The organism is Acidisarcina polymorpha, assembly GCF_003330725.1.
Classification (GTDB): domain Bacteria; phylum Acidobacteriota; class Terriglobia; order Terriglobales; family Acidobacteriaceae; genus Acidisarcina; species Acidisarcina polymorpha.
The window spans coordinates 1,572,221-1,583,961 of the sequence record NZ_CP030840.1; the positions used below are offsets into that span (position 1 = coordinate 1,572,221).

Below are 11,741 nucleotides of genomic sequence, written 5' to 3' on the forward strand. Positions count from 1 at the left end.
GTGGTCCGCTGCACTTACTTTCATCGGTGAAAGCAAATAGGTGGGGGCGCCACTCTGCCCTGGTCGCCAGAATGGGAACGGATTATGGAGCGCCATCCTTCGTGGCTACCAGATCGTACCGAAAAGCGAGCCAGTCGTTTATAGTCGTGACGACCATGGTGCTGCTGGTGGAGCGAGCTGGACAACTTTGATGCGCCATACATTCAAGACCGAGCAGTGGGTTCCCTATCCCATCCAGAGGGTCTTCTTATTCTTCGCAGATCCAGACAATCTTCCGAAGCTCATGCCGGCCTGGCAAAAGGCGCGCATTGAGGAAGCGAGACTGATCGCACCTTCTCCCCCATCATCTGGTGATCCGCAGCCTGCTGCCGTCAGGGTCGCAGGAGCCGGGTCCAAGATGAATATCAGCTTCCGCCCGCTGCCGCTCTTCCCTGTCCGAACAACTTGGGAAGCCTCGATTGTCGAGTTCGAGTGGAACCACCACTTCTGCGACGAACAGCCGAAAGGCCCATTTGCCTATTGGCGGCATTGTCATCGCGTCTTCGACGAAAAGCGCGCCGAGGTGGAGGGCACCAAGGTCGTTGATGATCTAGTCTATGAATTACCGCTCGGAATGCTCGCGGAACCCGCTCATTTTCTCTTTGTGCGGAGGCAGATCAAAGGTATTTTTGCTTATCGCCAGAAAAAACTGCTTGAACTACTGAAGCAGTAGCTTTTCTAGAGAGTTATCGTGACGCCCGCAAGTTTCTCTTCGTAGCCCCGTCTTGAAAACGGCCAAGGTCATCTGGCGACTAGCTTCACGCGCTTGCTGCGCTTCAAATATGGCGTCAGCTTCTCCATTGCGGCTTCCACGCTGATGCCGTAGCGGGCGCGGAGCTGTTCGACCTTGCCGTGCTCGATGAACCTGTCCGGCCAGCCTATGCGGATGACAGGCACATTCAACCCCAGTTCGCTGAGCGCTTCCATGACAGCGCTGCCAAAGCCGCCCATCAGCACATGATCTTCAAATGTAACAATAGCGGATACTCTTTTGCCGTAGGCATCGAGGAGCTCGCGATCGATCGGCTTGACAAAGCGGGGATTGATAATCGCTGCCGAATAACCCTGCCGATCGAGCGTCTCGCCTAGCTCCTCAGCGAGGGGCAGCAGGGCGCCAAGACCGAAGATCGCAATATCGTCCCCATCTTCGATAACTTCCCCTTTGCCGATGGAGAGGGCGACAGGCTTCGCCTTCACCGTCGCGCCTGGTCCGGTTCCGCGCGGATAGCGGATCGCCGCAGGACCGTCGTGAAGCATGGCCGTATACATCATATCGGCCAGCTCATCCTCATCTTTGGGGACCATGTGCACGATATTGGGAATGCCGCGAAGATAGCTGATGTCGAAGAGTCCATGATGGGTCGCTCCATCATCGCCACTCAGACCGCCGCGATCCATGCAGAAGACGACCGGCAGTTTCTGCAGGCACACATCATGCACAATCGGGTCGAAGGCCCGCTGCAGGAAGGTCGAGTAGATGGCGCAAAAAGGTCTGAAGCCCTGAGTTGCCATACCCGCGGCGAAGATGACAGCGTGCTCTTCTGCAATACCTACGTCGAAGTATCTCTTGGGATGATGGGGCTTGAATAGATCCAATGCCGTGCCGTTGGGCATAGCCGCGGTGATTCCGACTACCTTCTCGTTCTCATCAGCCAGCTTCACCAGCGTGTCTGCGAAGACTTCGGAGTACGTCTTCTGGCCAACTGGTTTGGTCTCGCCGGTCTCGGCGTCATATGGACCCAAACCATGGAATTTTTTCTGTTTATCGAGCGCCGGCTGGAAACCGCGCCCCTTCTGCGTAATCGCATGAAGGACGACCGGCTTCTCCTGCGTCTTGAGGAACTTGAAAGTTTCGATCAGTTCGCTCAGATTATGACCATCCAGCGGACCATAGTAGGTCAGCCCAAATTCCTCGAAGAACACCGAAGGCCACAACATGCCCTTGGCGGCCTCTTCTGCCCGGCGGACCAGTCCTACAGCCGTCTTGCCGCCCAAGCGCTCGAGCAAGCGCGCTGCGCTGCCGTGCAGGTGGCTCACATGTTCGTTGGTGACGATCTTATGCAGGTACCTGGCAATCGCTCCGACGTTCCGATCGATCGACCATTCATTGTCATTGAGGACTACGATGAGGCGATTCGTCTGATCGGTGATGTTGTTGAGCGCCTCGAAGGAAATGCCATTGGTAAAGGCGGCGTCCCCGGCTAGTGCCACGACGTGTTCCCTGCTGCCACGCAGGTCTCTGGCAACCGCCATGCCCAGAGCCGCCGAGAGCGCAGTGCCCGCATGCCCTGCCCCATAGGCATCATGTTCGCTTTCGGTGCGGAGCATGAACCCATTCAACCCACCAGGCTGTCGTATCGTGTCGAAACGGTCAACTCTTCCGGTCAGCAATTTGTGGATATAGGCTTGATGACTGACGTCAAAAACGAATTTGTCGGCAGGAGTGTCGAAGACGTAGTGCATGGCCAGCGTTAACTCGACCACCCCCAGATTCGGCCCCAAATGGCCGCCGGTTCGTGAGAGTGTCTGGATCAGCTTTTCACGGATCTCGCCGGCCAAAGCTTCCAGTTGAGTGAGCGAATATCCCTTAATGTCCGCTGGTGATTGGATCTCTTCGAGTAGATTCCCCATTCATTCTTCCGTCGGCCGCTGTCAAAGCTCGCTTCCAGCCAGCCGTTCCGGGCGTTCTCAGCGCCCGCGTGGACCGCTTCTACAGCTAGATCTCACGCCAAAAACCCTAGACTTTCAAGTATAACGTCCAGAGGCATTTCTGTCGGACGTTCGTGAACTTCACCCTTCAGTCCCTGAACACCCCCTTCAGTGCCTGGACACTTTCGTGGCTTCATTTCTTTCTCATCTCCCGCTGATACCATGAGAGCGTCACGAATACCGGGAAATGAATCGGATGAGACGAGTAAGACATTCCCTGAGGCTTGTGGTCGCGGTTGCTTCGACCCTGGTCACCGCTGGCGGAGCGACTCACGCTCAGACGGCACTCAATCCTTTGGCGAAACCACAGGCAAATCCCCTTACCAACCCCACTCTGTCCCCTGGAACTGCCTTTCTCTTCGGCCTGGAGGCAAAATTCGCCCAGGATACAGCGACGGGAGGCGGTAAGGCCTTCGCTTCCTGGTTCGCCGACGATGCGGTCACTCTCGGAACCGGGAAAGCAGCGGTGATCGGCAAGACGGCCATCGCAGCCGGCGCCAACTGGGATCCGGCGAAGTATCAACTGACATGGACGCCCGAGGGAGGTCAGTTGTCCACGAACGGGGATATGGGCTTTACCTGGGGTCACTACGAAGGCACATCCAAGGACAAGAACGGAAATCCGGTCAAGTCGACTGGCCGCTATATGACCATCTGGAAGAAGCTTCCCGATGGTAGCTGGAAGGTGGCGCTCGACTCGAGCAACGACGAGCCCGCAGCCGCCGGAGACTGCTGCAAACTGCCCTGATCAAATTTGGTGCTTCTCGAGCAACGTACGCGCCGCAATCGTCAATCCTGTCGGCAAAATATCTTCAGGTCTTCGAGAGAATGACTGTCCGGCCCCGGCGAATCCGGGCATTGAGATTCATTTATGCGGATCCTCCGTCAACGGATCGCCGGGTTGGTCCGCCGATAGCCACCCTCGAAGCTCGACTCAGGTAGTCTAAGCATCGAGAGTGTCCCCCATGGCCGTAATTCTCCGCCATCTTCGTCTCTTGCTTCTCGTGGCCTTCTCTGCCTGCTTGGTGCACGCGCAGCAGATTGGACCCGTCCTTACTGGAAACAATCCTTCCAATTCTCTTGCCAGCCAGGCGAAACATTACGTCGTCATGGTCTCGCTGGATGGCTTTCGCTACGACTATGCAAAGAAATATGGCGCAAAGCACCTGCTGGCGCTCGCCGCCGAAGGAGCGTCGGCCCCGGAAGGAATGGTCCCGGCTTACCCCTCTATTACGTTTCCGAATCACTACACGCTGGTGACTGGTCTCTATCCTGAACATCATGGGATCGTTGCGAACAGCTTCTACGACCCAGGACGAAAGCAGCGATACTCGTACACCGACCCCGCCGCCGTAACCGATGGATCCTGGTATGGAGGCACTCCCTTGTGGGTGCTCGCCGAGCAACAGGGAATGCGCTCGGCCTGCTTCTTCTGGCCTGGATCGGAGGCGGCGATTCAAGGGGTGCGCCCGAGCTATTACCTCAAATACGACGATAGATTTCCGGATGAGAAGCGGATTGACCAGGTGCTCGCCTGGCTGCGGCTCCCACCCGAACAGCGCCCGCACTTCATCACCCTGTATTACGCGAATACAGACCATGCCGGCCACAGCTTCGGGCCTGACAGTCTGGAGACCAGGGAAGCGGTGCACCAAATGGACGATCTCATGGGCAGGCTCAAGGCAGCACTGGATGCGCTGCACCTGCCGATCGACTTGATCGTGGTCGCTGACCACGGTATGGAGAAGGTGGAGAGTGGCTGGATTGACCTGGACAAGTACACGGATCTGACCCACTTCCAGGTCGACGGCTCCTTGCTTTATCCCGACTCCGAAGCCGAAGCTCAGAAGGCCTACGATCAGCTCAAGAAGGCCGACAGCCGCTTCATGGTCTACCGTCTGGCCAAGGTTCCCGCCGGGCTTCACTTCAATGAAAACCCGCGCGAGGGCGACCCGGTCATCGTGCCCACGGGTCCTTACCTCATTCGCGCCCATGCGCCTGACTCCTCGAAGGGCGAGCGGCCGCCGCCGATTGGCATGCACGGCTATGACCCCGCCCAGATGAAGAGCATGCGCGCGATCTTCTACGCGACTGGCCCTGATATTCGTGCGGGTTCGACGGTCAAGCCGTTCGAGAATGTGAACGTCTACCCGTTTGTCGCCCACATCCTGGGGCTCGATCCGCCAAAGGTGGACGGCAGCTTGAATGTGCTATCGGGGATCTTGGCGGAAGGTGTCGATGCCGCACCTTGATTCGGCGCTGGCAGGCCCTCTACCGAAAGAGCACGGCTGACATACCTCAGTGAAAGAGAGCGGCGGTAATTGCCAGCACCTCATCGAGAATCGCCGCCGGCAAGGACTCCACTCGCCTGCCACCTCGCGCCACGATTCCAGCACCCGAGCCTGGTCGCATCGCACCACTCCGCTCGTCCGGATGTCCGTAATCGGTACGGCGAAACGGATCTTGCGAGCAAATTCGCCACCGTTCGTGATAGGCAAGACAACCGGCAATCGGATCGCCTGGTTGAAGGCTGCCGGCGATATCACCAAAACCGCCCGAAATCCTTGCTGTTCACGTCCTATCGTGGGTTCAAGCGACACGAGGTAAATGTCGCCCCGATTCACAGAATCTCACCGCCGACGGCCGGAGCGTCAACCCATTCGCGCTTCTCGAATGGTGGTGATTGCGAATAATCGGAGGCCGCAAGCAGTTCCTCAAGAGTGTACTTAGGCCTAGGCCGCGGTTCGACGATCAAGCGCCCGTCCTTCACATCTACTCCTATCGTCGCACCGGCCTCTAATTGCAGAATGTTCAGTAGAACTGGAGGAACCGCGAGCATGACGGAGCCTCCGACCTTGCGTAGGTTCGTAGTGTGCATTTTCCAGACCTCTAAGTTATATGGAAGTATCACATTGAATTGAACGAAGCCTTCGATGTAAAGGAATGTGGATCTACCCCCGCGCCACCAGCCAAACTCCAGCCGCCAGCAGGCAACACCCTACCAGCCTCCCTGGCGAAGCCGCATGTTGCCGGAAGCCCATCCACCCAAACTGGTCGAGCGTTACCGACATAATCAGGGAGGCGGTAATACTGCATCCGGTAAAAGCGACCGAACCCAGCTTCTGCGCCAGCATCAATCCCGCCATCGTCGAGCCGATCGAGATCAGACCTCCTAGCCACGCCCACCAGTTCACGCTCGCGATTTGGGGCTGAGATGGGGAGGCTGAATGGCGTGCCAACAGAACCAGCAGCAGGCCAGCGAGTCCGGTAGCATACACCACCACCCCAGCCAGCACTGGATGCCCGAGCTGCTTGTTTAACTGAGCATTTGCGCCGGCCTGAAAGGGATTTGCCGCACCAGCCAGAAGCGCCAGCAAAATAAAGAGCCAGGACATAGAAGACCCCCGTCACTGGGATGCAAGCGACTTGGGGGCGCCTCATTGAAGGCTCGCTTGGCTTGGATTCCACCGAATTTCGTTGAGGATTGAGTCTTTGCGTACAAAATCGGAAGGGGCCTCTCGCGGCTTTTCGCGGTTATTTGGCACGACGCCCGTCGAGCACCGACTCCCGTAAGACACCGCCCTCGCCCAAGACAACAAAGTCTGCCCGGCGACCGACTTCCAGCGAACCAAACCGGTCCTCCAGGCCCAGCATTCGCGCTGGATTCCGCCCTGCCAGCCCGGCCACCTCAGCCAACGGCGCTCCGGTGAACTCGTGGAAGTTCGACACTGCGCGGTCCATCGTCAGAGTGCTGCCGGCGATCGAGCCGCCCGAGGTGCACTGGCCGTCTTTCACCACCACGTCCAAATTCCCGAGCTTGTAGAGACCATCCGGCATGCCGCTGGCGCTGATGCCGTCGGTGATCAGGATGGCTCGCCCGGCACCCTTCGCCTTCCAGAAAAGCCGCACCACCATCGGCATCACGTGATGCCCGTCGCAGATAATTTCCGCGAACAACGCTCCATCGTCGAGAACCACACCCAGAATGCCGGGATCCCGATGCTCCAGCTGTCGCATGGCATTGAAAGTATGGGTTGCCGATACGGCTCCCGCGGCGATGGCCGCCTGTGCAAATTCGGCGGTGGCATTGCTGTGGCCTATGCTGACGCGAACTCCACGGGCCGTGGCATGGGCGATCACTTCGGCTGCGTTCGGCAGCTCGGGAGCGATGGTGATCAGCCGAATACGGCCCTCCGCTGCCTGCCAGAAGCGGTCGAACAGGGCAACAGTGGGGGTCAGCAGGAGTTCCGGCGAATGAACGCCCCGCTTCTCATGAGAGAGGAATGGTCCCTCGAGGTGAATACCAACCGGGAGCGCCGTGGCGGCTCCAGGATCGACGCGGTCTTGTGCTGCTTCAATCAATCGGGCTAATCCGCTCAGCGACTTTAGCGTCGCGTCCATCGAAGCGGTGACCGTTGTCGCAAGGTATCCGGCTACTCCGTGGCGGCCCAGAAAACGGCTGACTCCGACGAGCGCCTCTTCGGTCGCCTCCATGACATCGAAGCCGCCACTACCGTGAACATGCTGATCGAAGTAAGCAGGAGCGATGACTCCGTCTTGAAAGTCGATGATCTCAGCGTCCGCGGGAAGATCCCTCTCCGCTTGCGAGCTGAGTGAAGTAATCATGCCATCTTCGACAACCACAACCGCTTGCTCTAGCGTTTCGAGCGGACTGAACAACTTTCGGGCCTTAAAAACTGTTTTCACGCAAACTCTTTCGTAGTGTTTTTCGATGAGCAACCATCGCGAGTCTACCATCGAGAATATGTCTCTCCAGGAAGAAAAGCCGAAACGCATCGGCATGCATCTCTCGACCGCCGGAGGCGTCTTCACCGCTGCCGGACGCGCCCAGGCCATGGGGGCGAATACCTTTCAGATCTTCTCCTCCAGCCCGCGCATGTGGCGCCCGGCTAAGCTTTCCGCCGATCATTGCGATCAGATGAAAAAACTTCGGGTCGAATACGACTGCGAGCCGCTCGTCATTCACGCCAGCTACCTGATCAACCTTTGCAGCCAGTCTGAAGACGTTCGCCGCAACTCGATTGCAGCCTTTCGCGGTGAGGTCGAACGAGCCCTTGCTCTTGGCGCGGAATACCTCGTCCTCCATCCGGGTTCGTGGAAGGGTCTAAGCCGCGAGCAGGGACTCGAGCTGGCAGCCGAGTCCATCCAAGGCGCCATCGCGCGTGTGCCGTGGCAGAGCTGCAATTTTCGCATTTTGATCGAAAACACGGCTGGTGCTGAATTTTCTTTAGGAGGCTCCTTCGACCAGGTGGGCGAACTCATCCTCCGGCTTGAAAGCGTGGCGCCGGTCGGAGTGTGCCTGGACACATGCCACACTCATGTCGCCGGGTATGACCTGGTTTCGGCCGAAGGGTATGAACCGACGATCGCCCAGATTGCGGCGGTGATCGGCCTTGACAATATCAAGGTCTGGCACATGAATGACGCCAAAGCGCCGCGGGGTTCGAAACTCGACAGGCACGAACATATCGGCGAAGGCACGATCGGCCTGGAGCCGTTTCGACGGATCTTGAACGACGACCGTTTCAGCCACTGCGCCTTTATCGCCGAGACCCCGGTTGACGAAGAGGGCGATCAGGAACGCGACTTGCTTGCCCTGAAGTCGCTCGCCGCGCGAAAGGTTCCGGTTTAGCGGCTGCTGCAGAGGAGCGAGCTCGAGTGAAGGCGCTCTAATTGTCTGCCGGAGCAAAGCCGTCGCCGGCAAACTTCGGAATACCGAAATGCCCGCGCAAGTGGAGCAAATCCAGCGGGCTCAGGTCGCCGTTTATCGCCACTACGTTCAGATTGCGCGCACTTGTTTGCACTACGACCATGCCGGTCACGTCGGTCCCTTCAAACTTGATATACAAGTCGGTCTTTCCTTGCGCGTCAATCGCGTATGGAGCCGGCGCGGTGGGAGGGGGAGGAGGAGTGACTGCTCCCGGAGGCACACCTGCCGGCGGCGGAACGTGGCTCTGGGTACTGACCAGGTGTTTCCACCCTGCGTCTTTATACTGCTGCCGAATCGCATCCAACTGCCGCGGGTCGTACATGCCCGGTTGTGCGTAGCGATACAGGTGGACGGTTACGCCATTCAACTTGGCGATCGCCTTGCGAGTATCGGCATCGCCGCCGTCGAGCAGGCCACTGGCCATCTGCAACATCGTCCGGTCAAAGGTAAAGTCGGTGTGAAAAGCGGCTGTTCGGCCAAGCTGCTCAACGCCGGATGGGAGCCAATCGGGCTGCTGATCGGGCGTTGAGGCAGCGAACCCAAACGGGGATACCCATAATGCGAGGGCTACCATTCCGATCTGCAACGAACGGCATTTCCAGGTCCCTAGTTGAAGAAGCATAAAACTACCTCAATTCCCAAGATTAGACCCCGAGTGCCACAAAAAGACGTTCACCTGGGAAGGAAATAGCCAGCTCGGGGAACGGCGTAAAATCGGCGCATCGGATCGACAGAGATCCACTTGCGACATGCCCATCGCCTCGCTCACTCTCGAACTGCGCATCGAACACGCACAATCGCTCAAGGACCGACGGCAGGTGGTTCGCAGCCTCAAAGAAAAGCTGGCGCACGGCTTCAACATTTCCGTCGCCGAACTCGATGAATCGGTCACTTGGCAGTCCGCGACTCTGGGAGTCGCCGCCATCTCCGGGTCACGCGATTACCTGACCGGACTGATGCGCCAGGTCGAAGATGCAGCTACCCGAATCGCTAATGACCTTGGCGCCACGATCTCTGACTCCTGGTGGCAATTCCTTGAGGAGTAGGAAAAGAGGAATGCCAACCCAGGTCATTTTCTCGCGGGCGAAAAAAATTAGTGGGACTCGCGAGTCACCGTCGCTCCCCGGCAGCCGACGAGGAAATCCAGATCCGCGCCCTCGGACGCCTGCATCACGTGCTCAACGTACAGTTGCTGATAGCCGCCCTTCATCGTCGGCAGGGAGGGCTTCCACGATGCGCGACGGCGCTCTAATTCTTCCGCCGGCACATCAAGATGGAGGCGTCTCGCCTCGACATCGAGTTCGATCATGTCGCCCTCCTCGACGAGGGCAAGCGGGCCGCCTACCGCAGCCTCCGGGCACACATGTAAGACGACGGTGCCATAGGCGGTGCCGCTCATGCGCGCATCCGAGATGCGCACGATATCGGTGATGCCGCGCTCGAGCAGCTTGGGCGGCAAGCCCATGTTCCCGACTTCCGCCATTCCCGGATAGCCTTTTGGCCCGCAGTTCTTCAGCACCAGGATCGAGTTCTCATCGACCACGAGGTCGGGATCGAGGATCCGTTCGTGATAGTGCTCGATGGTCTCGAAGACGACGGCAGGCCCGCGATGCCGCATGAGGTGGGGGGAAGCGGCCGACGGCTTCAGAACGGCTCCATCGGGCGCCAGGCTCCCTCGTAAAACGGCGACTCCGCCATGCGCGACCAGGGGGTTCTCGAAATCGCGAATCACCTCACGGTTCCAGTTGGGGGCCTCCTTGCAGTTCTCCCAAATGGTCTTGCCATTCACGGTAAGGGCGTCTTTGTGCAGCAAATCGTGTTCCCCGAGCGCCCGGATTGCCGCCGGAAGACCTCCGGCATAGTAGAAGTCCTCCATGAGAAAGCGTCCTGACGGCATCAGGTCGATCAGCGTAGGAACATCGCGGCCAAGCCGGTCCCAGTCGTCCAGGGTCAAAGGAATTCCAACCCGGCCGGCAAAGGCAAGCAGGTGGATGACAGCGTTGGTCGAGCCGCCAATGACGCCATTGACTCGAATCGCGTTCTCGAACGCTTCCTTCTTCAGAATCTTCGAAATACGCAGGTCTTCCTTCACCATTTCGACGATGCGGCGTCCCGCCAAGTGGGCGAGCACCGACCGCCGGGAGTCGACCGCGGGAATCGTCGAGTTAAATGGAAGCGCCAATCCCAGCGACTCGGCCATCGACCCCATGGTCGAGGCGGTGCCCATGGTCATGCAGTGGCCGGCGGAGCGATGCATACAGGACTCTGCTTCGGTGAACTCCAGCTGCGTCATCTTGCCCGTCTTCAGGTCCTCGCTGAAGCGCCACACGTCAGTACCGGAGCCAATGTCCCTGCCCCGGAACTTGCCATTCAACATGGGGCCGCCAGAGACGACGATCGCCGGAACATCGCAACTTGCCGCGCCCATGATGAGCGAGGGCGTCGTCTTATCGCAGCCGCACATCAACACCACCCCGTCGATGGGATTGGCGCGGATGCTCTCCTCCACATCCATGCTGACCAGGTTGCGGAACAGCATGGCGGTCGGACGCATGTTCGTCTCGCCGGTCGACATTACCGGGAACTCCAATGGCAGTCCACCCGCCTCCCAGACACCGCGTTTCACTCTTTCCGCTAAAGCGCGTAGATGAGCGTTGCAAGGGGTCAGTTCCGACCAGGTGTTGCATATACCGATGACCGGGCGGCCGTCGAAGACATCGTCGGGAAAACCCTGGTTGCGCATCCAGCTGCGGTGGAGAAATCCATCTTTATCAGTCCTTCCGAACCAGGATGCGGAACGGAACTTCTTCTTATCTTCGGGCATGTGACTCGCTTTCAAGAATCGATGCTACTTTCGTCTCGGTTTGTCATTGTCTGAAAGTCGCTCGATTGTCTAGTCTGAGGGGTAGCACGGAGAAGATCAAGCAGGACAGCTTTCAGGAGAATTCCATGATCCGACATACCGTTCAATTCAAGTTGAAACACGAGCGTGGATCGCAGCTTGAACAGGATTTTCTCGCCACGGCACAGCACCTGGCGTCCATCCCCGGCGTGACCGAGTTCCTGATCGAGCGCCAGGTAAACGCAAAAAGTCCATATACCTTCGGTATCTCCATGGAGTTCGCCGATCAGACTGCTTACGACGTCTACAATTCCCATCCTGACCATACCGGATTTGTTCAGAATCGATGGCTTCCGGAGGTCGAATCCTTTCTCGAGGGCGACTTTGTTCCGCTCTAGAACTGCTTCGCTGGCAGAGGGG

General features: G+C 58.3%; 12 protein-coding genes and 1 pseudogene. 6 read left to right on the forward strand and 7 right to left on the reverse strand.

Annotated elements, in window-relative coordinates:
* The first annotated feature begins 190 nt into the window (after nt 1-190).
* Nucleotides 191-712 carry an SRPBCC family protein gene (locus ACPOL_RS06950; protein WP_114206408.1) on the forward strand — a complete coding sequence of 174 codons (522 nt, stop codon included), beginning with the start codon at nt 191-193 and terminating at the stop codon, nt 710-712.
* Nucleotides 713-780: 68 nt separating this feature from the next.
* Here the strand turns inward: ACPOL_RS06950 and dxs are convergent, their stop codons facing one another.
* Complete coding sequence (gene dxs / locus ACPOL_RS06955; RefSeq protein WP_114206409.1) at nt 781-2,670, reverse strand: 1-deoxy-D-xylulose-5-phosphate synthase; 1,890 nt, start codon at nt 2,668-2,670, stop codon at nt 781-783.
* Between the two features lie 274 nt (nt 2,671-2,944).
* Between dxs and ACPOL_RS06960 the strand changes: the two genes are divergently transcribed.
* Complete coding sequence (locus ACPOL_RS06960; RefSeq protein ID WP_114210673.1) at nt 2,945-3,496, forward strand: YybH family protein; 552 nt, start codon at nt 2,945-2,947, stop codon at nt 3,494-3,496.
* Between the two features lie 217 nt (nt 3,497-3,713).
* Nucleotides 3,714-5,000 (forward strand): alkaline phosphatase family protein, encoded by a 1,287-nt coding sequence (locus tag ACPOL_RS06965; RefSeq protein ID WP_114206410.1) that lies wholly within the window; start codon nt 3,714-3,716, stop codon nt 4,998-5,000.
* Nucleotides 5,001-5,192: 192 nt separating this feature from the next.
* Here the strand turns inward: ACPOL_RS06965 and ACPOL_RS35855 are convergent.
* From ACPOL_RS35855 to nagA, 4 genes and pseudogenes are all read right to left on the reverse strand, one after another.
* A pseudogene (locus ACPOL_RS35855) lies at nt 5,193-5,372 on the reverse strand (type II toxin-antitoxin system PemK/MazF family toxin); the annotation flags it as partial.
* Complete coding sequence (locus ACPOL_RS06975; protein ID WP_114206411.1) at nt 5,369-5,626, reverse strand: AbrB/MazE/SpoVT family DNA-binding domain-containing protein; 258 nt, start codon at nt 5,624-5,626, stop codon at nt 5,369-5,371. The pseudogene ACPOL_RS35855 and the gene ACPOL_RS06975, both read right to left, overlap by 4 nt.
* Nucleotides 5,627-5,699: 73 nt before the next feature.
* Complete coding sequence (locus ACPOL_RS06980) at nt 5,700-6,143, reverse strand: DMT family transporter (RefSeq protein ID WP_114206412.1); 444 nt, start codon at nt 6,141-6,143, stop codon at nt 5,700-5,702.
* A 139-nt stretch (nt 6,144-6,282) separates the two neighbouring features.
* Nucleotides 6,283-7,455: an N-acetylglucosamine-6-phosphate deacetylase gene (gene nagA, locus ACPOL_RS06985; protein ID WP_114210676.1), complete on the reverse strand. Its 1,173-nt coding sequence runs from the start codon at nt 7,453-7,455 to the stop codon at nt 6,283-6,285.
* 25 nt (nt 7,456-7,480) lie between these two features.
* Here nagA and ACPOL_RS06990 point away from each other — a divergent pair, with 25 nt between their 5' ends.
* Entirely contained in the window at nt 7,481-8,401 is a 921-nt protein-coding gene (locus ACPOL_RS06990; protein ID WP_236657291.1) for a deoxyribonuclease IV, read from the forward strand.
* A 37-nt stretch (nt 8,402-8,438) separates the two neighbouring features.
* Here ACPOL_RS06990 and ACPOL_RS06995 read toward each other — a convergent pair whose 3' ends face one another.
* On the reverse strand, nt 8,439-9,053 hold the full coding sequence (locus tag ACPOL_RS06995; RefSeq protein ID WP_150132927.1) for a hypothetical protein: 615 nt from the start codon (nt 9,051-9,053) through the stop codon (nt 8,439-8,441).
* A 175-nt stretch (nt 9,054-9,228) separates the two neighbouring features.
* Here ACPOL_RS06995 and ACPOL_RS07000 point away from each other — a divergent pair, with 175 nt between their 5' ends.
* Nucleotides 9,229-9,525, forward strand: a complete 297-nt coding sequence (locus ACPOL_RS07000; RefSeq protein ID WP_114206415.1) for a DUF503 domain-containing protein — start codon at nt 9,229-9,231, stop codon at nt 9,523-9,525.
* Between the two features lie 47 nt (nt 9,526-9,572).
* Here the strand turns inward: ACPOL_RS07000 and ACPOL_RS07005 are convergent, their stop codons facing one another.
* Nucleotides 9,573-11,303 carry an IlvD/Edd family dehydratase gene (locus tag ACPOL_RS07005; RefSeq protein WP_114206416.1) on the reverse strand — a complete coding sequence of 577 codons (1,731 nt, stop codon included), beginning with the start codon at nt 11,301-11,303 and terminating at the stop codon, nt 9,573-9,575.
* A gap of 125 nt (nt 11,304-11,428) precedes the next feature.
* On the opposite strand from ACPOL_RS07005, the gene ACPOL_RS07010 reads away from it, so the two are divergent.
* Entirely contained in the window at nt 11,429-11,719 is a 291-nt protein-coding gene (locus ACPOL_RS07010; RefSeq protein WP_114206417.1) for a Dabb family protein, read from the forward strand.
* The last annotated feature ends 22 nt before the right edge of the window (nt 11,720-11,741 follow it).

What these genes read in the sequence shown, in the direction of transcription:
- ACPOL_RS06950 (WP_114206408.1), top strand. Translation starts at nt 191, where the DNA reads ATGCGCCATACATTCAAGACCGAGCAGTGGGTTCCCTATCCCATCCAG.
- dxs (WP_114206409.1), bottom strand. Translation starts at nt 2,670, where the DNA reads ATGGGGAATCTACTCGAAGAGATCCAATCACCAGCGGACATTAAGGGA.
- ACPOL_RS06960 (WP_114210673.1), top strand. Translation starts at nt 2,945, where the DNA reads ATGAGACGAGTAAGACATTCCCTGAGGCTTGTGGTCGCGGTTGCTTCG.
- ACPOL_RS06965 (WP_114206410.1), top strand. Translation starts at nt 3,714, where the DNA reads ATGGCCGTAATTCTCCGCCATCTTCGTCTCTTGCTTCTCGTGGCCTTC.
- ACPOL_RS06975 (WP_114206411.1), bottom strand. Translation starts at nt 5,626, where the DNA reads ATGCACACTACGAACCTACGCAAGGTCGGAGGCTCCGTCATGCTCGCG.
- ACPOL_RS06980 (WP_114206412.1), bottom strand. Translation starts at nt 6,143, where the DNA reads ATGTCCTGGCTCTTTATTTTGCTGGCGCTTCTGGCTGGTGCGGCAAAT.
- ACPOL_RS06990 (WP_236657291.1), top strand. Translation starts at nt 7,481, where the DNA reads ATGAGCAACCATCGCGAGTCTACCATCGAGAATATGTCTCTCCAGGAA.
- ACPOL_RS06995 (WP_150132927.1), bottom strand. Translation starts at nt 9,053, where the DNA reads ATGGTAGCCCTCGCATTATGGGTATCCCCGTTTGGGTTCGCTGCCTCA.
- ACPOL_RS07000 (WP_114206415.1), top strand. Translation starts at nt 9,229, where the DNA reads ATGCCCATCGCCTCGCTCACTCTCGAACTGCGCATCGAACACGCACAA.
- ACPOL_RS07005 (WP_114206416.1), bottom strand. Translation starts at nt 11,303, where the DNA reads ATGCCCGAAGATAAGAAGAAGTTCCGTTCCGCATCCTGGTTCGGAAGG.
- ACPOL_RS07010 (WP_114206417.1), top strand. Translation starts at nt 11,429, where the DNA reads ATGATCCGACATACCGTTCAATTCAAGTTGAAACACGAGCGTGGATCG.